We start from the raw sequence: 22,985 nt of genomic DNA on the forward strand, positions 1-22,985 counted from the left end.
TCGGGGATGCCGCTTCCGCAGGGGCTTTTCCCGGCTTGACACCGACCATCGAGAGGAAGATCCTTCGTGACCTTTGAAATGCGTACCTACACATCCACCGAGGGGCGGATGGAGGACCTGCTGACCCGGTTCCGGGATCACACCCTCCAGCTCTTCGCCGAGCACGGGATTGAGAGCCTTGGCTACTGGCATCCTGTGGACCAGGACGACGTTCTGGTCTACCTCGTGCGGCACGCGGGCGACCCGGAGGCCAATTGGGAAGCCTTCAGAACCGATCCCCGTTGGCTAAAGGCCCGTGCTGCCTCCACGGAAAACGGTGAGATTGTCGCAGGCGTTGAGTCCGTGTACCTGAAGTCGACAGATTTCTCACCCCTGAGCTGAACAGTGCGGCGAGAAGGCCGCTGGTTTCCAAGCCCGACGGCGGCCGTCCACCTTGGACGGCCGCCGCTGCGGTGAATCAATGACGCCGTCTCATCCGGGATCCGGACTCAAACGGCCGAAGCGCAGGTGGTGGTTCAGGCGCCTGGTCATTTCGGGGTCCGTCGACACATCGGTGCCGTCGATGCGGTAGACCGGAAGCGCCAGGCTTCCACTCCCGAGCATCCACACGGCGTCCATTTCCGGGAGTTCGTCCTTATGGATCTCGACGTAAAGCGGTTTGAGTCCAAGCGATGGGGCATGAGCGAAGACATCCTGCTGAGTAGTACCCTCAAGGATCCCGATGCCGGGATGAGGCGTAAGCAATTCGTTGCCGCGTCTCATCACGACCGAAGAGATCGGCCCCTCCATCACAAATCCTTCGACGGTGAGGAATAGGGCTTCGTCGGCGCCCCGCCGGTGCGCTTCCCGTGTGGCCGCCATGTTGAGCGCATACGAAAGTGTCTTCGCGCCCATTAGCAGCCAGGGTGCCTCACTCGCTGCCGCGCGCGTCACGCCCCGTGACATCGTCGCAATGCTGACCCCCGTGTTTCGCCTCTTCGAGTGGTCGGCGGCGGCTTCAACGTGAACCCAGCCGTGCACGGTTCCGTCTTCACCAGCCTGAGGACGGGTGAGCACCACCTTGACCGATAGTTCGGGCCAAGCCGGATGCTCGGCGACGGCGGCGATAATTGCCGACGTCCACACATCGCGCTCGGGTTCTGCCATGTCGAGTTTCCGGGCAGAAGCTGCCAGGCGCTTGAGGTGTTTTTCGAGTGCTTGTGGGCGTCCGTCGAAGAATGCGATGGTCTCGAACACCGCATCGCCCCTAGTGACGGCGAGGTCTGTGACCGGCAAGGCGGCAGACCGGGGGTCGGTAAATCGAACAACCCGCTCACCGTCGATCGTGCAGAGCACCGCGAGCACGGCATCCGTTAAAGAGTTCACGTCGGGCCTTTCTTGGGACGATTCAGCCTTCAGTGCGGGTGACGACTGCGGCGAAGTCAGCCAAGGCTTCGCGAGCGACGTCGACGCAAATCGACAGGAATTCGGCCCCGCGTTCAGCGGTCCCCTCATCGGGGCTGTCACTGAAACCGTCCGGGGCCCTAAAAGGGGCGGGAGTCGCGAGATGATATGCCTTCGGGCCCGCCCACCCTGCCGTCGGCAGTTCCCGATGGGGAACAGAGGACAGGCGAACGAGGTCGGGGCGGATCGCCAACATCATCGAGGTCTCGAAAGCGCCGGCGTGGCCGGGGACGAGACCGATCTCGCTTGCGCCTGCAGCCTTGAGCCGATCGGCGGCCAGCTGGAAGTATGAGCCGGAACCGGCGAAGGCCTTGCGGCGGATGCCGACGTCGCGCGCGACCAGCCTAATGATTTCAACGTTTCCCCCGTGCCCGTTCAGCAGGAACACCGAAGCGAAGCCGCTCGTCAGTAACGACTCCACGGCATCCGTCAGGGCGTCAATAAGCGTGTTCGTCGAAAGGGACGCCGTCCCGCCGTACGGCAGATGGTGGTCGGAGCTGCCGATTGAAAACGAGGGGCCGACCACGGTCCCCGGTACAAGGGCGGCAGCCCGCCTTGCTACCTCTTCGACCAGGATCGTATCCGTCGCGAGCGGTAGGTGTGGACCGTGTTGCTCGAACGCGCCGACGGGAAGCACGACGACGGTGTGTGCGGCGTGATTATCGGCATCTTCACGGGTCCAGTGGGCGAGCAGGTCCGGCGGTGTCGTGATGGTCATGCGTCTTCCATTCTTAGGCGGGTGAGTGCTTCCTGGTCGATTTCGACGCCGAGCCCTGGGCCGGTCGGAACAGCGACCGAACCCTGTTCAACGGAGAGGGGCACTCTGAGAATGTCGTCCGCATGGTAGGCGAAGCCACACACGTCACTTGCGAGCGCAAGCTCTGGAATGGCTGCAGCGAGATGGGCGTTGGCCGCTGTTCCGAGACCGAGTTCGGGCATGCTGCCGACCCACACCGCCATGCCGCTCGAACGGGCGATCTCGGCTATCGTGCGTGCTTGGAGCAGGCCACCAGCTTCACTGAAATAGAGGTTGAGGACGTCTGCGGCCCTCGCCCGGGTGATTTCCAAGGCGTCTCGCATGTTCCAGACGCTCTCGTCCGCGGCTATCGGTAGCGCTGATACCCGGCGAAGCTCCGCCATGCCTGCCAAATTGTCACCGTGAAGGGGTTGTTCGACGAGTTCCACGTCATACTCGCTTATGGCTGCTATCCGGTGGACAGCTTCAGAGACCGACGTCCACGCTCCGTTCACGTCGACGCGGATCGAGACATCGGGACCTACTGCCTCACGGACGGCGGCAAGAGATGCCAGGTCCTCTTCCCACGTGCGGCCCATCTTCACTTTGAGTGTGCCGTACCCCGCTGACGCATAATGCCCTGCTTCGGCGGCCATCGCCTCGGGAGCCTTGATGTGCAGGGAGTAGCTGACGGGAATACGGTCCCTGTAGGCGCCGCCGAGCAGCTGGTGCACGGGAACCCCGGCTGCTTTTCCGCAGATATCCAGGAGCGCCATTTCAACACCCGCTATGGCAGGGGCGTCCTCACGCCCTGGAAGTAGCTTTCTCATCCGATCGCAGAGCAGGGACACGGCGCGAGGGTCCTCTCCTTGGAGGGCCGGCGCGAGCAGGCGGTTCACGTCCCGGCACAGGCCGCTGCCCATCCGCCACCAGACGAGACAGATCTCGCCCCAGCCGGTGATGCCGTTATCCGTGTCAATCCGCACAATGCCGGCTTCTGTGTACGCCCGCGTGCCGAAAGCGCTCTGGTCAGGGCGTTCGCGCGGTACTCTCAGGGGAATTGCCTCGATGCGGACGATCCTCATCGGCCGGCCTCCTCGATGACGCCGTCAACCACCCTTATCTTCAAGGCGCGCGCGAGGTTTTCATACAGTATGGCCGTTTTGACCTCATCGGGGATGTCCGCATGGACGACCGCACCGAGAATGATGCCAGGGTCGATGAACGGGCTGTCGGACCCCCAGGTCAGGCGGGTCGGGTCAGCTCGATTTCCGAGGTACTCTACCGCGCTGCAGTGGCGCTGGATCGCCGTCATGTCGAGCAGAACATTGCTCGTGCGATCGAGGAGGGCAAGAGCGTTGTCCGCCCCGAGGTCTATGCCCGCGTGACCGAGAAAAATAGTAGCGTCGGGGTATTTCGACGCAACGCTCTCGAACGTCGCGAGGCGGTCGCCGCCGAAATAGCTGTGCGAAAGCACGGGCAGGGCGTTCGCATTGGCGAACTCCCACATCGCCCGGTAGCCAGGTCCGTCCAGAGGATAGTCTCCATGAAGCTCGGGGTGGACTTTGAAACCGCGAAAGCCGGGCTGCCCGAAGCACCGGGCGATCTCGCTCGCTGCAGTCTTGGGATAGTTGGGGTTGATCACGCAGAACCCGACAAGGCGGTTCGGATGGCGACGGACAGCATCCGCCACCATGCTGTTGCCGTATTCGTGGTCTGCCGAGATCCCGGCGTGGTGGCTGACGCACGCGACATCGATACCCACAGCGTCGAAGCGGGCGATCATGCCGTCAGCATCGTTGTTGGGGATCGCAAAGTTGCGGTAGTGCCCCATGTGGGCATGCCCGTCAATGATCGGTGACGTCTTCAAGTACGGCTTGTACGTGATGTCCATCAGAGGTTCACCTCCGAGAGGAGGCGATCGAGGTTACCGTGGGCGATCAGGGCCTTCTCGCTGTCCGAGACGGCAGCGGTCGCGACGTGGAAGACTGCGCCGGACGGGGTCCAATACGGAAATCCCGAGCCGAACATGATCCGCTCAGCCCCGAAAACGTCGCAGATTTTTTCGATGCCGTTGTGCACCCAATACCCCCCACTCTCGATGTAAACGTTGGGCGACCGTGTGAGGAGCGGGTAGAGCCCCCTGTCGCTCCTGCCGCCCGGGCGGATCACCACGATCGGAAGCCCGGGGAAAGCGTCGGCCAGGTCGTAGAGTCCGACCCAGTCGGCTTCGTCACGCCGCCCGAGTTCGAAATCGACGAAGAGCGGCACCCGAGCTGTCTCGAGCACTTCACAGATGCTCCCGATCACGCGAACATCGAACGGGTACCTGTGTCCCGTGAGCGACGGGAACAGGCGTGCAGCGAGCGCCCCGCGTTGGCGCAGCTCGTCGAGAATGTCTTCGGGCTGCCAGAGCTCTCCGGTGAGCGGGGGCATGAGGGTGAGGCAGGGACTGAAGCGATCAGCCCCTGCCAGTTCCTGACGCAGCAGGTCGTTTCCGACCGCCGGGGCATATTCTTTTGCGGCGACGTGGGTGACGAGCGCCCTGGCAATTCCCAGACGGTCGTATTCCTTTGAAAGAACGGGGACGGTGACGCGTTCGGGAAAGTACTTCACGAGGGACGGCTGGCCGATGAAGGCGTTGCAATCGAAGAAGCTCAGCTCGTTCATCACGCCCCCACCCGTCCGCCTGCGATGCCGCCGTGCATCAGCAGCTTCTGGACAGTTGCCTCGTAGCGGACCTCCGAGTCATCCACGGGCCGGAAGCCGAACACCTGCCGGGCCGACGTGAGGGACCAGAATGCCCGAGTGTTGTTGCTGATGCCGTAGACGACTTGCCACGGCACTCCGTGCTCGTTCTCGATGTTCTCGGTATCGATGCAGCGGATGAAGAGCTGTTGGGCGTCACGCTGGGAGAGCCATGCGCCCAAGTCGCGCTTGAAGCGCGCAATACCGGTCGGGAACGCCGGGCCGGGCTGAGGCGCCGGCGGCTCGTCTGCTGAATAGGTGTCCTCATCGAGATCCCGCGGAGCGCCGATCCTGACCTGGACGACCTCAAGGGACCGCCCGAGGCCTCCGCAAGCGTACACGAAGCCGAGGTGTTCGTAGCAAGCTTTGGACCAGCCGTAGAAGTTGTCGGCAAGGGGAAGTTCGTAAGGTTCCACGACGTCTTTGAGTCCATGGTGCACAAGCGTGTGTTCGTACCAGTCGGCGGCGTGGTTGGAGCTCGCGACCACGACGCGTCGCACTCCGGCATCGAAGGCCGCCCGGTACACATTCTGCGCCATGCGGAGGTTTCCGAACTCGACCTCGAACTTGTCGATGGCAGGAACACTGTTGTCGTAACTGCTCCCCGGTGCGGAATGTTTGTACGCAAGGTGGACAACCGTGTCGACCCCCTCGAAAAGAACCGTCAATTCGGCAGGGTCCGATTCAAAAAGGTCAACAACTTCGATGTCCTCGCCGCCAGGATCCGCGACATCAACAAGGCGCAAGCGGTAGCGATCCCGAAGCGCCGGAACTATCTGTCGCCCCATATAGCCGGTGGCACCGGTGACAAGTACGACGGGACGATGTGCAGACTCAGTCGACATTTTCGCTTCTTCTCTTCATCTCGGTCAGCGGATTTCTTTCGCCAGGGGTCTATCGCAGAATACGATATATCAGATACAGTGTCTAGCATGCGTTATACGAAGCCGCTGTTGGAACGAAGTCAAAACGAACGAGGAACGGAGTAATCAGTGACCATTCCCCAGTTACTGCCCTTGGGCACGAGGCCCGAAAGTCTGTCGAGTCTTGTCCTCGAACAGATCAAGTCGGCGATCGTGAATAAGGAGCTGGCTCCAGGAACGAAGATTTCAGAGGCGTCCCTCGCTGCCCAGCTGCAGGTGAGCAAGACCCCTGTTCGCGAAGCCCTATTGAGGCTGAGGCACATCGGCCTTGTCTCGCCCAACGGCTCTGGACTGCAGGTCGTGCAGCCTTCGCGCGAATCGATCCGCGAAGCGTATGAACTTAGGGCCAGCTTGGAGCGTGCGTCGGCGCGCTTTGCGTCAACGCGGCGCACGGACAATGAGATGCTTCTCCTTGCCGAGTTCGCAGAAGGTTCGCTGACAAAGACGCTTGCCGGAGACGCGCAGGGCTTCAGGGAGTTTGACGCCCAGTTCCACCGCCAGGTGGCGCTCTGTTCGGGGAACGAGCTGTTGAACACCGCGATCGACGACGCTCTCGTACTGACGTCCGCGCTCCGTGCGCGGGACGTTCCGATGACACAGCATGATTCCGTGAGTTGCGCGAAGGAGCACGTCCGGATCGCTGAGGCTATCGCAAGCGGCAGAGTGGACATCGCCGGAGAAGCTATGGAGGAACACGTCGGTCATGTGATGTCGATGGTCCTTGCCGGCTTCGACCAGGGAGAGCCTGCCCGATGAACACGCCGCCGGATCTTCTCAACCGCGGACTCTGGGGTGTCATGGCGACACCGTTCACCGGCGAATCGCTTGCCGTAGACGAACAGGGCCTGCGGAATCTCATCGATCTATACCGGGAAGCAGGAGCACAGGGGCTCGTCCTGCTCGGTGTTTTCGGCGAGGGCGCACAGCTCGACGACGCAGAGAGCGCACGCATTGTTGAGATCGCACTCGAGCATGCCCCGGGCATGCGCCTCGTGCTTGGCCTCCCCGACCTCAAGACGGACACCGCGATCGCGAGAGCTACCCGACTGCTTGCGGTCTGTGGAGAAACCAAACCCGCGCTCATGGTGCAGGTGAATACGAACGACGTCGACGAGCTTGCGGCACACTTCGCGGCCATCCACGAAGCGACGGGCGCAGGCATCCTCGTCCAGGACTATCCCGTCGCAAGTGGCGTGACGATTCCGAACGATGCACTCGCCGCCGTCGTCAACGCAAGTCCTTTCGTTGTCGGGATCAAAGCGGAAGCGCCACCGACGGCCGTCGCCATCGGCCGCCTCACCTCCCTCACTACAGTTCCCGTATTTGGGGGTCTGGGTGGCCTCGGCTTGCTTGACGAGCTCGCGGCGGGAGCGGCGGGAGCGATGACCGGGTTCTCGTACCCTGAAGCGCTCGTTACCGTCCTCGAGGCGTTCGACCGCGGCGGATTCACTGCGGCTTGGGAGGCATACCTTCCGTGGATGCCGCTCGTTAACTTCGAGGCCCAGGCCAAGGTCGGCCTCGCAATTCGCAAGTCAATATTCGTCGAACGGGGGCTCTTCGACAATCGGGCAGTGCGCCCGCCGAGTCAGGTCATGCCGGACGAACTGCTTCCCTTGCTGTCCGCGCAACTCGCGGCTGTCAACGAATCGGGGGTGTTGTGATGGAACTCGGACTGCAAGGCAAGGTGGCGTTCGTCGTCGGGTCGACGTCCGGGCTTGGGCTCGGAATCGCAGAGGCTTTGAGTAATGAGGGAGCATCCGTCGCGGTCGCCGGTCGAAGGGGCGATCTCGCCCGCACCCACGCGGCGAGGATGCCGTCAGCCGTCGGCGTCGAACTGGACCTCACTGACGCCGCGAGCCGGAGGGCCGCGATCGACCAGGTCGTTTCCACGTTCGGGCCAATCGATGTCCTCGTGCTCAACTCCGGGGGTCCGCCCGCAGGGCAGGCTTCGCTCCTGCAGTCGAACCAGATGAAGTCGACGATCGAAGCGTTGCTGATGGCACAGATCGACCTCGTCCAGGCGGTGCTGCCGACCATGCGCGCGCGGGGCTGGGGACGCATCCTCGGAATCGGATCACGTGGCGTAAACCAGCCGATCCCCAACCTCGCACAGTCGAACATTGCCAGATCGGCGCTTGCCGCCTATCTCAAGACACTGGCGGGCGAGGTCGCGCAGGACGGTGTCACTGTCAACATGATCCTCCCAGGGCGAATAGCGAGCGAGCGCGCCATATCCCTGGACGCCGGACAGGCGATACGCGAGGGAACGACGGCACAAGACGTGCGCGAGCGGTCCCAGAAGAGCATTCCCGCCGGCCGGTACGGCACCGCCGAAGAATTCGGGAGTGTCGCGGCATTCCTGAGCAGCGCCAGAGCCTCGTATGTCACCGGCGCCCAGATCCGCGTGGATGGAGGCCTCATCTCAAGTATGTAGCCCGCGTGTGGCCCACGCCGCACTGCATTGCAGGGTCACGCAGAGCCTGCGCCCGAAGCATGCATTCCACCTCGAAATACCCCCTACCAGGGTCGACCGTCCCGTCGACCCTGGGGTCCCTTGGATCACGTTGAAGCCGTGATTCAGCCCTAGAGAGGATATGACATCTATGAGATTAACACGTTTAAGAGGAATTGCCGCCCTTGGTGTGCTTGCGCTCACCATGCTGACTGCCTGTGGCGGCGGCAGCGGCTCACCCGCCGCAAACAAGGCCAGTACAGGTACTAAACTCGTCGTCGCCGAGACGGTCCCTCCACAGACCTTTGACCCGATCCAGTCTTCGCAGATTGCCACCATGTATGCGTGGCAGCTTGTATACAACGGTCTCGTCAAGGTCGACGGCCAAGGCAAGGTACAGCCGGAGATCGCGACGGACTGGACCATCAGCAGCGACCGAAAGACCTATGACTTCACGATTCGCAGCGATGCGAAGTTCTCCGACGGCAGCCCTCTGACCGCTGACGACGTCGAGTTCTCGTTCCAGCGACTGCTCAAGGACGGACTTCCCTACGCCAAGGCGCGGTTCCTGAGCCTGGCCTCTGTCGCCAAGATCGACGCGACGCACGTGCAGTTTAAGCTGAATACCCCCGACGCAGGCTTCCTGCTCAACCTCGGCAGCCCGTTCCTGATCGGTTCAGGCATCGTGAGCAAGGCGTGGGCAGCGTCTCACGACCTCAAGACCCAGGTCCTCGGCGCCGGCCCGTTCGAAGTGGTCTCCTACGCTCCGAACAGCGAACTGGTCCTCAAGCGCAACCCGAACTACTGGAACGCCAGCGCCGCTCCCAAGTACACGGACCTTCAGGTCAAGTACATGCCGGACCAGGCTGCCCAGGTCGCCGCGGTGCAGTCGGGACAGGTCGACCTGATCTTCCCGAGCGCTGAGAATGCCCTGCAACTTAAGAACAGCAAGACAGTGCAGGTCGCAAGTGTTCCGGGAACCAACACCATTCGCCTGAACATCAACTCCGGCCGCGCTCCGTTCGACAACCCCGACGTCAGGGCGGCGATTTCACTAGCCCTCGACCGCGACGCCATCGTGAAGGGCGCCTTCCTCGGTCAGGCAGCGCCGAGTGCGCAACTCCCTGGATCAACACCGTGGGGCCTTCCGCTCGGCCAGCTCGCAAACCAAACGCGCGACGTGGCCAAGGCGAAGCAACTGCTCGCAGGAGCCGGCTTCCCCAATGGCATCAGCATCACGCTGACGCACCTCGCCGGATACGGGACCTACCTCGACCGGTTCGCCGACCTTGTGAAGACACAACTGGCGGAAGCGGGCATCAACGTCACTATCCAGGCCGAGCAGAATGCCGTGTGGCTCGATCACCAGAACAAGGCCAACTACGACATCCTGGACAACGTCTACGCATTCACCGGCGATCCAATGTCACTGTTGTCCCCCCGTCCCGGACGCCAGGGAGCAACACCGCCTGAGGTTACGGCACTGATGCAGAAAGCCGCACAGGACGATCCGTCCGCGTACGGTGCAAACCTGCAGGCGCTCATGCAGCTGGAAGACAAACTCACGTTCCCCGACATCGCGGTGGCTGCGCCAAACGCGATGATCGCCTACGGCCCGAACGTCACATCTGCGACGCCGGACCCGACCCTCGCGCGGCAGTTCCTGACCGCCGTCGCCGTCAAGTAGCACCCCCACCTCCGCCGTCCGGGTCGTTGCATCGACCCGGACGGCGGAATCCACCACTTCATGGGCGGAGACGATTTATGAATACCACTGACACTGACCGGACGCACGACACAGACGAGACAATCGTCGGGTCGGGCACGAAGGCGCCTGTGCTCTCAGTGCGCGGCCTGAAGACCTGGTTCAGCACCCCCGCCGGCGATGTCCGCGCCGTCGACGGCGTGACCTTCGACGTCGCGGCAGGAGAAACCCTCGGCCTCGTCGGAGAATCGGGCTCAGGCAAGAGCGTGACGGCCAACTCGATCCTCAGGCTCGTGCCCCAGCCAGGACGGATCGTTGCCGGGGAGATCCGGCTCAACGGCAAGGACCTTAAGGAGCTCAGCCCTGAGCAGCTGCGCGAGGTCCGTGGATCCGGCATCGGCATGGTCTTCCAGAACCCGATGACCGCACTCAATCCGTCCTTTACCGTGGGATGGCAACTGGCAGAGGCGTTGCGCGCCCATGGGGGCCCCACCGGCAAGGAGGCTGAAGCCCGGATCGAACAGGCCCTCGCTGACGTCGGGATGCCGGACCCGGCCAGGCAACGCGCCTCATTCCCCCATCAAATGTCCGGAGGCATGCGCCAACGCGTTGTCATCGCCATCGGCATGATCAACAGTCCCCAGCTGCTCATCGCAGACGAGCCGACAACGGCACTCGACGTCACCATCCAGATGCAGGTGATTGCCTTGATGAAGCGCCTGGCCGACGAGCGCGGCACCGCTTTGCTTCTCATCACCCACAATATGGGCGTCGTTGCGAAGATGTGTGATCGGGTTGCCGTGATGTATGCGGGAGAAATCGTCGAGCAAGCGCCCGTCGAACCCCTCTTCGCCGAGCCCCTTCACCCCTACACCGCGGGACTTCTTGACTCCCTTCCCCGGGCTGATCACGTCCGAGGCAAGCTGCCCACGCTGCCCGGGTTTCCGCCGGACATGGCCAACGTCCCGAGCGGCTGCCGGTTCGCTGACCGCTGCCGCTTCGCGCAAGACCAATGCCGCACAACGCACCCCGAGCTGGTTGAGATCGAGCCAGGGCGCAGCACGCGCTGCCTGGTCGTGCAACAAACCGGCAATCCCGTCTCAGCCCTGATCCCGAATGAGCCATCATGACCACAGCACCTGTCGACACCCGATCGACCACCTCATTGCTCGAGGTGCGCGACCTCAAGAAACATTTTCCCGTCAGAGTCGGGGGCAGGGAACAGACCCTGCGTGCCGTCGACGGCGTCTCCTTCAACATCAACCGCGGAGAGACTCTCGGCGTGATCGGAGAGTCCGGCTGCGGCAAGTCCACTGTCGCCCGGCTCGTCGTCGGGCTGATGAAGCCGTCGCAGGGAACTGTAGAGGTCGACGGCGGTGACATCTGGGCCCGGGGGCAGGAGGGTCGGGAGCGCCGCCTGGGCCTTCAGATGGTCTTTCAGGACCCTGCGAGTTCGATGGACCCGCGGCGCACAGTCGGGCAGGCGATTGCCGAACCCCTGCGCGCGCGACGGGCCCGGACCTCGGACGACCGGATCGCCGAAGTCCTGTCACTGGTCGGACTGAAGCCTGAGATGGCTGGCCGCATGCCGCACCAGCTCTCGGGCGGACAGCAGCAACGAGCCGCCATCGCCCGTTCGCTCATCGCCGATCCTTCCCTCGTTGTGCACGACGAATCCATCGCCTCACTGGACATCTCGATCCAGGCCCAGATCCTCAACCTCATCGTCGACCTTCAGGACCGACTGGGGGTCTCGTACCTCTTCATCAGCCACGATCTCGCGGCCGTCCAGGCGATCAGCCACCGGATCGTCGTGATGTACCTTGGCGAGATCGTCGAGGCGGCGACGTCAGAGCAGTTCGTGGCGCGTCCGCTGCACCCGTATTCAGTCGCCCTGAGGGCATCTGCCCTCACTCCGGACCCCCGAATCGAGCGTCATCGAGATTCCGTGGTGCTCGAAGGTGACGTCCCCAGTCCCCTTTTCCCCCCAACCGGATGCCGCTTCCGTACCCGTTGCCCTCTCGCGCAGAAGATCTGCGAAGAGATCAAGCCTCCGCTCGCACCCGCGGGCGACGGCCGCATGGTGTCCTGCCACTTCCCTGGAGAAGCGAAACTGACGATCCAGGAGGTGCCCCGATGATCGCCCGCATCATCACCAAACGGGTCCTCAGCTTGGCGACCGTACTGCTTGTGGTCTCTGTGCTGATCTTTTCGCTTGGAACCCTCATCCCGGGCGACATGACCAGTGTGCTCGTCGGACAGGAAGGGGCCACGGCACAGCAGTTCGAAGCGGTGCGGCATCAGCTGGGACTCGACCAGCCGCTCATCGTCCAGTACTTCCACTGGCTCGCCTCGGCCGTGCAGGGAAACTTCGGGACATCGCCCATCACTGGGCGAAGCGTCGCAGCCGACCTCGCCCAGCAGATCCCGGTGTCCGCCGACCTCGCGATCCTCACGCTCGTCTTCTCGACCCTCGTGGGAGTTCCAGTCGGCATCATCGCCGCAGTGCACGCCAACAAACGGGCGGATGTCGCCGCGCGCGCGGTCCTGCTGACAATCTTTTCGATTCCCGTCTTTGTGATCGGTATTGTGCTGCTGCTTGTGGTCTCGGTGGTCGCGCCTGATCTGTTTCAGGTGAGCTACATCCCCTTCACGGACGATCCGCTAGGCAACCTTCGCTCCATGGCCCTTCCCGTGATCGCGAACACGCTCCCGTTTGCGGCTATGACGATGCAACTCACCCGCAGCGCCATGCTCGAGGTGCTCCGGAACCCGTTCATCGTTACCGCGAGAGCTGTCGGGGTACGCAGCAACAGGATCCACTATCTGCACGCGCTCCGGAACGCACTCCCCCCGCTTGTGACGTTTCTGGGTTTCCAGCTCGGCGTGATGCTCGGTGGGCTGATCGTCGTCGAACAGTTGTTCGGGCTTCCCGGCCTCGGCCGGGGACTGCTCGAGGCGATCAATAATCGCGACTACCCCGCCGTTACCGCGACGACCATGGTGTTCGCCGTCGCATTCGTGCTGATAAATGCGGTAATCGACACCCTTTACCCGATCCTCGATCCACGACAGAGGCGATGATGAGCAAGACAATACCCCAAACCGTGCGCCTGCCGCGGGTCCGATCGGGCAAGAGCGGTGCGCTGAGAAGGCTTGGCCGAAACCGCGCAGCCGTCGTGTCGTTCGCCGTCGTGCTGGTCTTCGCCCTGTTGGCCGTCCTCTCGCCGGTAATCACACCGTACAACCCCAATGTCGGCAACGTAGTCGAGAGCCTGGCGTCGCCGTCAGCGGCTCATTGGCTCGGCACCGACGACATAGGCCGTGACGTCTTCAGCCGAGTGATCGACGCATCGAAGATCGCCATGACGGTGTCGCTGCTGTCCGTAGGCATCGCCCTGGTGATCGGACTCGTCCTCGGTGTCATCGCCGGGTACGCAGGCGGCGCCGTCGACGGCCTAATCAACCGATCGCAGGACGTCATGTTCGCGTTCCCCGAACTGCTTCTCGCGATTATCATCGTCGCGGTCATGGGCCCCGGCCTTTTGAACGCCTCGTTCGCGATCTCGCTGCTCTACATTCCACGATTCGTGCGGCTCAGTCGCTCAGCAACACTGCAGATCAAGACGAGCGAGTTCCTCGATGCGGCAAGGCTGGCAGGCGTCGGGCCACTCAGGATCCTTTGGACCCACGTAGTGCCGAACGTCTTTCCCTCCGTCATCGTGCTCGCCGCGCTGAGTATGTCGACTGCCCAGCTCGCCTACGCTTCGCTGGCCTTCCTCGGCCTGGGAGTAAGTCCTCCCCAGGCCGACTGGGGAGGGATGCTGTCGACCGGGCGCAACTTCATCACGGTGGCGCCGTGGCTAGTGCTCGGGCCGAGCGTCGCGGTGGTTGCACTCGTGCTCGCCTTCAACGTGCTCGGCGACGCCGTTCGTGACGTACTTGATCCGCGCAGCGAGAGCATTCGCGGCGCCGGGGTACCAACAGTCTGATGGAGAGGAATTCAATGATAAGAGTTGTGGTCGATCCCGGATGTCCGACGGGCGTTCCCGAGACTGTGAAGGGTTTGCGGGATCTGGATGTCGTCCTCGCCCCCGATCGGGATGCCGTCGCTGCAGAACTCGCCGCAGGTGCAGAGGTGCTTGTCACCTCGTACTGGAGGGATGACTTCCTGACCCCGAGCCTCCGCTGGGTGGCCGGGAACGGCGCCGGTACCGACCAGTACCCGCTCGAGGATTTCAGCCGGAATGGCATCGAACTCACCACCGCGCACGGGGTGCACGCCTCGTGCGTCGCCGAGCACGCCTTCGCGTTGCTTCTCGGAGTCACGCGGGGAATCGGCCAGTCCGTTCGCAACTCCGTCACCCACACCTGGTCGTCAATGACGGCGGAGGAGCTCGGCGGCAAGAAGATGGCGATCATCGGGCTCGGCCGCATCGGCGAGGAGGTTGCCCGCCGGGCGATCGCATGGGGAGTGGAGGTCGCCGGCCTGAAGCGCACACCTGAAAGCTATAGGGGTTGCGTCCCGGTGGTTCGCGGGCCTGAGGCCCTGCACGAGCTGTGCAGCTGGGCGGACATCCTGATGATCACTGCCCCCGCAACGAACGAGACCCGCGGGCTGATTGGAGCAGAGGAGTTCGCCCTCCTTGGAGCAGGGTGGTTGGTAAATGTCGGCAGGGGACCACTCGTGGACAGCGACGCCTTGCTCGTTGCACTTCGTGACGGCGAGTTGCGCGGTGCGGGCATCGATGTGACCGATCCGGAGCCGCTGCCGCAGGACTCGCCGCTCTGGGATTGCCCCGATCTCATCATCACACCCCACATCGGCGGCGACAGTCCCAATTTCGCCCCCCGGTGGGCGCAAATCTTCGAACACAACCTGCTGGCGTACGCCGGCCTCGCCGACTGGCGGAACCGGCTTGAGCACACGGCCTCGGAGGTTAGCGCATGACGAAGCGAATGGTGATTCTACCCCCGCAGTCTGAACTGACACGGTCCTGGGCAGCGGAGCTCGCGTCAATTGACGGACTCGAGGTTGTATGCGCCGAAAACGAGGCCGAGGCGATGGAAGTGCTCCCCGCTGCCGAGGCTGCATACGGCACGCTCGACCGCAGGATGCTCGCCGTCGCCGACAGGCTCAGCTGGCTTCAGGCCCCGATGGCTGCCCCGCCCCCTGGCTACTTCTTCGACGAGCTCACCGCGCATCCGGTGACCGTGACCAACTTCAGGGGCATTTACAACGACCACGTCGCAACCCACGCCGTCGCACTCGTGCTGGCAATCGCCAGGAACATCCCTGTCTACATACGGCAGCAGGCCAACGGCGACTGGGACCGGCATCTGGCCGACTCGGATGTCATTCATCTGCAGAACTCGACGGCCGTTGTGGTCGGCGTAGGCGCGATCGGTGCTGAGATATCGCGGATGCTCGCGGCGTTTGGTGTCACCGTACATGGGGTCGATCCGCAGCTGGCATCCCCTCCCGAGGGCGTGGTGGCCATGCACACACCTGACGAGCTCGATTCCCTCCTCCCGGGCGCAGACATTGTGCTGCTCACCCTGCCGCACACTCCGGAAAGCGAGGGACTCATCAACGCTCGCCGGATCGCCCTGATGCAACCCCACGCGATGCTCGTCAATATCGGCAGAGGTCCGACGGTAAGTCTTGAGGCCGTGAACGACGCCCTCGATCGCGGCGCTCTCGGCGCGGTCGCGCTCGATGTCTTCGAGGTCGAGCCGCTCCCGCCCGAGCATCCGCTCTGGCGTCAACCGCGCGCGCTGCTGACGCCCCATGTCGCTGTGGTGGGGCCCTATATCGACGATCGGCGTCTGGGGGTGCTGAAGCGCAATGCAGAGGCATTCGTCCAAGGTGCACCGCTCGAGAACATCGTGAACAAAGAACTTTGGTACTGACGGAATAGGTGAAGGACATAACAATGCATCTCGCAACAATCATGCAGAAGGACGACGCGAAAGCGGCCATCGTGCACCCGGAAAGAGGGGTGGCCGCGGTTGAGGACCTGATCCCCGGTTTCAGCGGTGACGCCATGATGCTTCTGGACGACGAACTGTTCGCGACAGCCTGTGCCGCTGCAGAGTCCGCCCCTGAAGAGGTGTTCTCGGCGCGTGAGACCGTCGTGTTCACCGCGCCATACCGCTCGCCGCGCAAGATCTGGGGAATCGGGCTGAATTACAGGGCCCACGCCGGGGACTTGTCGGAGAACGTGCCGACAGAGCCAGCGTCGTTCATGAAGGGCGACCATACGATCATCGGCCAGGACGGGCAGATCGTGCTTCCCGAGCAGAGCGAGCGGGTGACTGCAGAAGCCGAACTCGGCATCGTGATCGGCCGCTATTGCCGCGATGTCTCAGAAGAAGAGGCTCTCGACTACGTCTGGGGGGTCGTTCCGATCCTTGACCAGACCGCAGAAGACATCCTTCAGCGCAACCCCCGTTTCTTGACGCGCTCGAAGAATTTTCCGTCGTTCTTCTCGTTCGGCCCCGAGATCGTTCCCCTCGACGAGGTCCTCGGCGACGACGGCAGCCTCGAGGACGTTGTGGTGAAGACGGTGCGCAACGGCGAAGTCTGGCGGGAGAACACCGTCTCCCAGATGACCTTCTCCCCCGCTTTCCTGGTGAGCTTCCACAGCAAGGTCATGCCGCTGTACCCCGGCGACATCATCTCCCCGGGAACCCCCGGGGCTGTCGTCATTCGAGCAGGTGATGTAGTCGAGAGCACCATTCCGGGTGTCGGAACGCTCCGGAACTCAGTCATCGTGCAGAACCCGGTCGCATGATCATGGATCTGTCGACGATCGAGCACGCGACGCTCGACTGGAGGTACAAGGGAGTCCCGCTCGGGGCGACTGTGACGTTGTCCGAGATTGGTTCGCTTGGCTGGAACGTGGCCGGCGGGGATCTCTCACTCCCGATCACCACGCTTCGCGTTGACGCGGTCCGACACAACATCGCGACGCTCTCTGCGTACTGTGAGCGCTACGGGGTTTCGCTCGCCCCGCATGGTAAGACAACGATGAGCCCGCAACTGTTCGACTGGCAGCTTAAGTCGGGAGCGTGGGCGATGACAGCCGCCACCCCCGGCCAGGTTCAGATCATGCGACAGTTCGGGGTCCCGCGCGTCATCCTGGCGAACGAACTCGTCGAAGCGGATGCGCTTCGGTGGGTCGGCGGGCAACTCGAGCACGACGCCGGATTCGAGTTCATGTGCCTCGTCGACTCGATCGAGACGGTTGCCGTGATGGATGCGGCGCTCCATGGTGTGCTCACCACGCGGCGGCTGCCCGTGTTGCTCGAGGTTGGCGTCCCGGGGGGACGGACAGGCATCCGCGACTTTGCCGATGCCATGCGCCTGGCTGAATCGATCGCCGCATCGCAAACGCTCGAACTGGTCGGTGTCGAAACCTACGAGGGGCTCGCTGGCCGGTCGGCGTCCCTCGAAGACATCGCCGCCGTCGACCACTTGCTCAACGCCGTGCGCGGGCTCGTGGTCTCGCTCTCTTCTGCTGGATTGTTCGCTGGAGACGAGGTCATCGTGAGCGCAGGCGGGAGCGTGTACTTCGACCGCGTGGTGGAGAGCCTCACGAACTGGCCGGCCGGAACGGCTGTCCCTCGTATTGTCCTGAGAAGCGGATGCTATCTCTCGCACGATGCAGGCCGGTATCACCGGCTGTCACCCCTTGACGGCAGGCGTGAAGCGGACGAGACGCTGAGCCTGCGTGATGCCTTGGAGTCATGGGCCGTGGTGCTCTCTGTGCCAGAGCCCGGTCTCGTCATTCTCGGCACGGGAAAAAGGGATGTTCCGTACGACGTCGAGATGCCACTGCCCATGCGGGTGCACCGCAGGGACGGCTCCATCACCGAACTCGAGAACTGCATCGTCACCGGCATGATGGACCAGCACGCGTTCATGTCCGTCGGCTCCCCGGTGTCGATCGCTCCCGGGGACATCGTCGCACTGGGACTCTCGCATCCCTGCGGCGCGTTCGACAAAATGCCCTTCATTCCGCTGGTCGACGACGCTTGGAACGTCGTCGACGGTGTTCTCACATTCTTCTGACCAGGAGGTCACCCATGACTAGAATTGCTAACCCCGTCCCCGACGGTCCGGCGCCGGGCGGCCCGTACTCGGCCAGCGTCCGCATCGGCAAGGTTGTCGCCATTGCCGGTCAGTGCGGATACCTCCCCGATCGCTCCCTTGTTGAGGGAGTCACCGCCCAGACCAAGCTCGCGATGGAGAATGTCGAAGCTGCCCTGACCGCGGCCGGCGCGACGTTCGATGATGTCATCAGCACCAGCGCCTACCTGACGGACGTCGACGACTTCGCCGAGTTCAATGAAACGTACGCCCCGTTCTTCTCAGAGCCACGCCCCGCGCGAACCACCATATACTGCGGGCTTCGGCCCGGCGTCCTGGTCGAAGTGAGCGTTATGGCGGTTCTCCAAGATGGCTGACATCGTCTTTCGCGGGGCGAACGTCGTTGACGGGACAGGCGCCGCCACCTTCACCGCCGACGTCGCCGTGGTCGACGGCAGGATCGACGCCGTCGGTTCGGTCACGGGCGGCGCGGCTGTCTCCATCGACGCGCGCGGGATGGTGTTGAGCCCTGGGTTCATCGACCTCCACACCCACACGGACTTCGCGTTGCCGAGTTATCCCCGGGCGGCTTCGATGACTCTGCAGGGCGTGACCACGCACCTCACCGGCAACTGCGGCTTTTCGCCCTTCCCAGTCGTCGAGGAGCACGCGGACATGCTGCGCGAGTACAGCGGCTTCCTCGACGCGGGGTTGCCGTGGGGCAGTTGGAGCAGCGCCGCAGAGTACCTGGAACTGCTCGATGGGCTGCCCCTCGCCGCAAACGTAGCCTGCCTCGTCGGACACGGCACAGTGCGGATGGCAGTGATGGGCTTCGACACCGGCGTGCCGGACCCCTCCCAGCTCAAGGCAATGCAGGCTTTCGTCGCGGAAGGGATGCAGGCCGGTGGCTTCGGAGTGTCGACCGGTCTGACCTACGCGCCCGCCAGCGCAGCTGCCCTGGAAGAACTGGTCGCTGTCGCCGAGGCAGTGGCACCTTACGGCGGTTTCTATGCCACGCACATCAGGAGCGAAGCGACGACGCTCCTCGAGGCGGTGGCAGAGGCACTTGACGTCGGGCGGCGGGCGCACGTTCCGGTGCAGTTGAGTCACCACAAGATCATGGGGCGCGACAACTGGCCGAAGCTCGCCGGCTCGCTCGCGCTCATCGAATCGGCGCGCGCGGATGGCCTCGATGTCATGCTCGACCAGTACCCATACACCGCCGGCAGTACGACCCTCGCCGTCATCCTCCCGCGCTGGGCGCTCGTCGGTGGCGTCCCGGCCATGCAGCAACGGCTTGCGAACCCTGAGCAGCGCGCCGAGATCCGCGAGGTGATTGCCGCGCAACGGCCGGAAGACCTCATCGCAGGGCTGCGGGTGTTCGAACCGGACTTCGTTGTTATCGCAGAGGTCCCGGAAGGACCGCTGGCCCAGTACATCGGCTTGACGCTGACGGAGGTGGCCGAACGACGGAATCAGGAACCGGTCGACACGGTTCTCGACCTGCTGGCTGCGGCGGGGGGCGACATCCTGACGGTTGTGCACGGCCAGTCCGAAGAGAACCTCCGGACGATCATGGCGAACGAATTCACTGCGATTGCGAGCGACGGCTGGACCCTCAGCCCGGAGGCAGGCGGGCGCCCGCACCCGCGAAACTACGGCACATACTCGAGAATCCTCGGTCGCTATGTTCGCGAGGAGCAGGTCTTGGGGCTCGAAGACGCGGTGCGCAAAATGACATCGCTTCCCGCTTCGCGTCTTGGCCTCAGTGACCGTGGGGTGATCAAAGCGGGGGCAGCGGCAGATTTGGTGCTGTTCGACCCGGCGACTGTCTCCGATCAGGCTGATTTCGACCGGCCGCACCAATTCTCGACCGGCGTGCGCACCGTTGTCGTCAACGGACGGATCGTCGTGTCCGACGGCGAAGACACAGGAGCGGAAGCCGGAACGGTGTTCCGCAAAAACGACAGGAGCAGAGCATGAAATCGTCGATGTTCGTCTTCGGCACAGACATCGTGGGCGAGGGCGTCGAGACGGTGCTTGACAACCTCACGGCCCGGGCTGGCGTGGACACGATCTCGCTGTCGGCGACGTATCACAACGCCCGGGATGTCTTCCCGCACAACCCGCGCCATCGGGTCTACCGTCATGAAGGAGACATCGCCTGGTTCAGGCCGAACAAGAGGTTGTACCCCGGCGGATTCGCTCCACCCCTTGCTAGTGACGCGGACGGTATGGACGTGCTCGGCCTGGTGACGGACGCCGCCGAGCGGCGCGGCACTGACGTGAAGGCGTGGACGATTTACTCGCACAATTCAAGGTTGAGCGCAGCGGCTCCTGACACCTCCGTCAGGAACGTCTTCGGTGACAGGATGCGGGGTGATCTTTGTCCGTCGAATCCGCTCGTGCAAGACCATTTCGCGGCGCTCACAGCCGACATCTGCAGCTACCCGATCTCGACTTTGCTGGCTGAGTGCCTGCACTACCGTGCCTTCGAGCACGGCGAACACCATGAGCGGTACCTCATCGACATCCCCGGCCATGTGCGTTCTGCGCTTGGGCTTTGCTTCTGCGAATCATGCGCCGCAGCGGGGGCACTACACGGCGTTGACGTCCCGTCGCTCGAGATCGCGCTCCGTTACGCCATCGATGCCGCACTGGCCGGGGCGACTGGCGGGTTCGAGGCAGCCCTCGCTGAGGACCTCGACCGGTACGCAACTTCGCGGGTTGCGACGATCACCGCCCTGACAAGGGATATAACGAGTGTCGCCACGCAGAACGGTGTACGTCTTAGCTTCATCGATCACTCGGGAGCGATGTCGCACGTGATGACCGATGTCACCCCGGAGGAGGCGACGTCGACGGCGGCGCGGCGACTCGGGATCGATCCACGGGCAGCAGCGGGCGCTGCCGACGAGTATCTCGCCCTGATCTACACGGACGACCCTGAGCGGGCGGACACGATGATGCGGGGCTACCGCGCTCTGCTCGGTGACGATGTGCCGATCTCATACGGGTTCAGGCCGCTCAAGCCGGATTGCTCAGACGAGAGCAACCTCGCGGCCAAGGTTTCGGCCGCGCGTGCCGCAGGAGCGTCCAGTGTTGACTTCTATCACTACGCGATGATGCCGCTCGAACGACTTGACTGGATCGCCCGGGCTCTCGACGGGGCCAGGGATTCGGCAACCCGCAGCGGCCAGCCGGCCTTCGGCCCAAGCTGAAAAGATCAGGTTATGCCCTCCCCCGATTCACCATCGCAAGCCGAAGGGGATGCAGCCGCAGAACTTGCTGAACTTCGAGCAAGTGTGGACAGCATCGACAGCGCGATACTCCACGTTCTTGCGGTGCGGTTCAACATCACACGACAGGTCAGCGAGCTCAAGGCACAACACTCGCTTCCTGCTTCAGATCCCCGGCGCGAGGCCGAGCACTTGAACGAGCTCCGCGCGTTGGCTACAGCGAGCGGGCTCGAACCCTCGGTGCTGGACCCGGTCTTCTCGCTGATATATGGCCGAGTCGTGCGTTCGCACCAGGACGTTGCATCTTCGCACCAGTTCGACGCATCGCTTGTGGCTGAGTCACTAGACCATCGAGAGACCCCGTCAGAAACGAGGAACTAACAAGATGCGCGAAAACCACGTCCTTGCGCCACCAGGTGCTCCCCAGCATGGCGATGCCCTCGAGAATCTTCTCCATGAGGACCGGAGGTTCGCGCCCTCGGAAGACTTCGTCGCGGACGCGGTCGTCGGCGCCGGGGTCTATGCGGAAGCGGGTGCGGACCGTCCCGCGTTCTGGGCCAAGCAGGCCCGGGAACTGCTGGACTGGGACACGGACTTCGGCCAGGCGCTGGACTGGTCCGAGCCGCCGTTCGCGAAATGGTTCGTCGGCGGCAAGGTCAACGCCGCGTACAACGCCCTGGACCGGCACGTGAAGAACGGGCTCGGGGACCGGGTGGCCATCCACTTCGAAGGCGAACCCGGCGACACCCGCACCTACACCTACGCGCAGCTCACCGACGAGGTCAAAAAGGCCGCCAACGCCTTCGAAGCCCTGGGCGTGGCCAAGGGCGACCGGGTGGCCGTGTACCTGCCCATGATCCCCGAAGCGGTCATCACGATGCTGGCCTGCGCCCGGATCGGGGCCGTGCACTCGGTGGTGTTCGGCGGCTTCTCCGCCGATGCGCTGCGCTCGAGGATCGATGACGCCCAGGCCAGGCTCGTGGTCACCGCGGACGGCACCTACCGGCGCGGGAAGCCCAGCCCGCTCAAGCCCGCCGTGGACCAGGCCCTGACCGCCCCAGGACATTCGGTGGAGCACGTCATGGTCATCAGGCGCAACGGCGAACCCGTCAACTGGGACGAGGGCCGGGACCGGTGGTGGGAGGACACCGTCGGCACCGCCCCCGCCGAGCACACCGCCGTGGGCCATGATGCCGAACACCCGCTGTTCATCCTGTACACCTCCGGGACCACGGGCAAGCCCAAGGGCATCCTGCACACCACCGGCGGGTACCTGACCCAGACCGCGTACACCCACAAGGCCGTCTTCGACCTGCACCCGGACACGGACGTGTACTGGTGCACCGCCGACGTCGGCTGGGTCACCGGCCACTCGTACGTCGCCTACGCCCCCCTGGTCAACGGCGCCACCCAGGTCATGTACGAAGGCACCCCGGACTCCCCGCACCAGGGCCGCTGGTGGGAAATCGTTCAAAAATACAAGGTCTCCATCCTCTACACCGCCCCCACCGCGATCCGGACGTTCATGAAATGGGGCAAGGACATCCCCGGCCGGTACGACCTGTCCTCGATCCGGGTCCTGGGCTCGGTGGGCGAACCCATCAACCCCGAAGCCTGGATGTGGTACCGGGACGTCATCGGCGC

Annotated in this window: 24 protein-coding genes; 18 read left to right on the plus strand and 6 right to left on the minus strand. The window is 63.6% G+C overall.

Annotation, left to right across the window (positions count from 1 at the left end; translation table 11 throughout):
* The first annotated feature begins 66 nt into the window (after positions 1–66).
* A complete protein-coding gene (locus AB0323_RS20985) occupies positions 67–381 on the plus strand; it encodes an NIPSNAP family protein (RefSeq protein WP_366179053.1) in 315 nt (104 codons plus the stop codon).
* A 90-nt stretch (positions 382–471) separates the two neighbouring features.
* Here AB0323_RS20985 and AB0323_RS20990 read toward each other — a convergent pair whose 3' ends face one another.
* The 6 genes from AB0323_RS20990 to AB0323_RS21015 are packed head-to-tail and all read right to left on the minus strand — an operon-like array spanning position 472 to position 5,772.
* A complete protein-coding gene (locus tag AB0323_RS20990) occupies positions 472–1,365 on the minus strand; it encodes an aminotransferase class IV (protein ID WP_366179054.1) in 894 nt (297 codons plus the stop codon).
* 22 nt (positions 1,366–1,387) lie between these two features.
* Positions 1,388–2,161 carry a creatininase family protein gene (locus tag AB0323_RS20995; RefSeq protein ID WP_366179055.1) on the minus strand — a complete coding sequence of 258 codons (774 nt, stop codon included), beginning with the start codon at positions 2,159–2,161 and terminating at the stop codon, positions 1,388–1,390.
* Complete coding sequence (locus tag AB0323_RS21000; RefSeq protein ID WP_366179056.1) at positions 2,158–3,264, minus strand: enolase C-terminal domain-like protein; 1,107 nt, start codon at positions 3,262–3,264, stop codon at positions 2,158–2,160. The genes AB0323_RS20995 and AB0323_RS21000 overlap by 4 nt, the downstream gene beginning before the upstream one ends.
* The gene (locus AB0323_RS21005; RefSeq protein WP_366179057.1) at positions 3,261–4,073 is read right to left on the minus strand and encodes an amidohydrolase family protein; all 813 of its coding nucleotides are present in this window, start codon (positions 4,071–4,073) and stop codon (positions 3,261–3,263) included. The genes AB0323_RS21000 and AB0323_RS21005 overlap by 4 nt, the downstream gene beginning before the upstream one ends.
* Positions 4,073–4,849 (minus strand): amidohydrolase family protein, encoded by a 777-nt coding sequence (locus AB0323_RS21010; protein WP_366179058.1) that lies wholly within the window; start codon positions 4,847–4,849, stop codon positions 4,073–4,075. The genes AB0323_RS21005 and AB0323_RS21010 overlap by 1 nt, the downstream gene beginning before the upstream one ends.
* Positions 4,849–5,772, minus strand: a complete 924-nt coding sequence (locus AB0323_RS21015) for an NAD(P)-dependent oxidoreductase (RefSeq protein ID WP_366179059.1) — start codon at positions 5,770–5,772, stop codon at positions 4,849–4,851. Before AB0323_RS21015 ends, AB0323_RS21010 begins: the two co-directional genes overlap by 1 nt.
* 147 nt (positions 5,773–5,919) lie before the next feature.
* Between AB0323_RS21015 and AB0323_RS21020 the strand changes: the two genes are divergently transcribed.
* The 17 genes from AB0323_RS21020 to AB0323_RS21100 all read left to right on the plus strand — a co-directional run.
* Entirely contained in the window at positions 5,920–6,606 is a 687-nt protein-coding gene (locus tag AB0323_RS21020; protein ID WP_366179060.1) for a GntR family transcriptional regulator, read from the plus strand.
* The gene (locus AB0323_RS21025) at positions 6,603–7,511 is read left to right on the plus strand and encodes a dihydrodipicolinate synthase family protein (RefSeq protein ID WP_366179061.1); all 909 of its coding nucleotides are present in this window, start codon (positions 6,603–6,605) and stop codon (positions 7,509–7,511) included. The genes AB0323_RS21020 and AB0323_RS21025 overlap by 4 nt, the downstream gene beginning before the upstream one ends.
* Entirely contained in the window at positions 7,511–8,284 is a 774-nt protein-coding gene (locus AB0323_RS21030; RefSeq protein ID WP_366179062.1) for an SDR family oxidoreductase, read from the plus strand. Before AB0323_RS21025 ends, AB0323_RS21030 begins: the two co-directional genes overlap by 1 nt.
* Before the next feature lie 169 nt (positions 8,285–8,453).
* Positions 8,454–9,989 carry an ABC transporter substrate-binding protein gene (locus AB0323_RS21035; protein ID WP_366179063.1) on the plus strand — a complete coding sequence of 512 codons (1,536 nt, stop codon included), beginning with the start codon at positions 8,454–8,456 and terminating at the stop codon, positions 9,987–9,989.
* Positions 9,990–10,066: 77 nt separating this feature from the next.
* Complete coding sequence (locus AB0323_RS21040) at positions 10,067–11,137, plus strand: ABC transporter ATP-binding protein (RefSeq protein WP_366179064.1); 1,071 nt, start codon at positions 10,067–10,069, stop codon at positions 11,135–11,137.
* Positions 11,134–12,147: an ABC transporter ATP-binding protein gene (locus AB0323_RS21045; RefSeq protein WP_366179065.1), complete on the plus strand. Its 1,014-nt coding sequence runs from the start codon at positions 11,134–11,136 to the stop codon at positions 12,145–12,147. Before AB0323_RS21040 ends, AB0323_RS21045 begins: the two co-directional genes overlap by 4 nt.
* Positions 12,144–13,091, plus strand: a complete 948-nt coding sequence (locus tag AB0323_RS21050; protein ID WP_364535842.1) for an ABC transporter permease — start codon at positions 12,144–12,146, stop codon at positions 13,089–13,091. The genes AB0323_RS21045 and AB0323_RS21050 overlap by 4 nt, the downstream gene beginning before the upstream one ends.
* On the plus strand, positions 13,088–13,999 hold the full coding sequence (locus tag AB0323_RS21055; RefSeq protein WP_366179066.1) for an ABC transporter permease: 912 nt from the start codon (positions 13,088–13,090) through the stop codon (positions 13,997–13,999). Before AB0323_RS21050 ends, AB0323_RS21055 begins: the two co-directional genes overlap by 4 nt.
* A 14-nt stretch (positions 14,000–14,013) precedes the next feature.
* The gene (locus AB0323_RS21060) at positions 14,014–14,958 is read left to right on the plus strand and encodes a D-2-hydroxyacid dehydrogenase (RefSeq protein ID WP_366179067.1); all 945 of its coding nucleotides are present in this window, start codon (positions 14,014–14,016) and stop codon (positions 14,956–14,958) included.
* The gene (locus tag AB0323_RS21065; RefSeq protein WP_366179068.1) at positions 14,955–15,920 is read left to right on the plus strand and encodes a D-2-hydroxyacid dehydrogenase; all 966 of its coding nucleotides are present in this window, start codon (positions 14,955–14,957) and stop codon (positions 15,918–15,920) included. Before AB0323_RS21060 ends, AB0323_RS21065 begins: the two co-directional genes overlap by 4 nt.
* Before the next feature lie 23 nt (positions 15,921–15,943).
* On the plus strand, positions 15,944–16,804 hold the full coding sequence (locus AB0323_RS21070; RefSeq protein WP_366179069.1) for a fumarylacetoacetate hydrolase family protein: 861 nt from the start codon (positions 15,944–15,946) through the stop codon (positions 16,802–16,804).
* The gene (locus AB0323_RS21075; protein WP_366179070.1) at positions 16,801–18,084 is read left to right on the plus strand and encodes an amino acid deaminase; all 1,284 of its coding nucleotides are present in this window, start codon (positions 16,801–16,803) and stop codon (positions 18,082–18,084) included. Before AB0323_RS21070 ends, AB0323_RS21075 begins: the two co-directional genes overlap by 4 nt.
* Positions 18,085–18,098: 14 nt before the next feature.
* Positions 18,099–18,479 (plus strand): RidA family protein, encoded by a 381-nt coding sequence (locus tag AB0323_RS21080; protein ID WP_366179071.1) that lies wholly within the window; start codon positions 18,099–18,101, stop codon positions 18,477–18,479.
* Positions 18,472–20,085, plus strand: coding sequence for a D-aminoacylase (locus tag AB0323_RS21085; protein WP_366179072.1), 1,614 nt, complete (start codon positions 18,472–18,474; stop codon positions 20,083–20,085). The genes AB0323_RS21080 and AB0323_RS21085 overlap by 8 nt, the downstream gene beginning before the upstream one ends.
* On the plus strand, positions 20,082–21,323 hold the full coding sequence (locus AB0323_RS21090) for a hypothetical protein (protein ID WP_366179073.1): 1,242 nt from the start codon (positions 20,082–20,084) through the stop codon (positions 21,321–21,323). The genes AB0323_RS21085 and AB0323_RS21090 overlap by 4 nt, the downstream gene beginning before the upstream one ends.
* Positions 21,324–21,335: 12 nt before the next feature.
* Positions 21,336–21,722 carry a chorismate mutase gene (locus AB0323_RS21095; RefSeq protein ID WP_366179074.1) on the plus strand — a complete coding sequence of 129 codons (387 nt, stop codon included), beginning with the start codon at positions 21,336–21,338 and terminating at the stop codon, positions 21,720–21,722.
* 4 nt (positions 21,723–21,726) lie between these two features.
* Positions 21,727–22,985, plus strand: a 1,259-nt coding sequence (locus AB0323_RS21100; protein WP_366179075.1) for an AMP-binding protein, incomplete at its 3' end; no start/stop codon positions are given.

Origin of the sequence: Arthrobacter sp. NPDC080031 (genome assembly GCF_040702485.1) — a bacterium.
Lineage (GTDB): Bacteria > Actinomycetota > Actinomycetes > Actinomycetales > Micrococcaceae > Arthrobacter.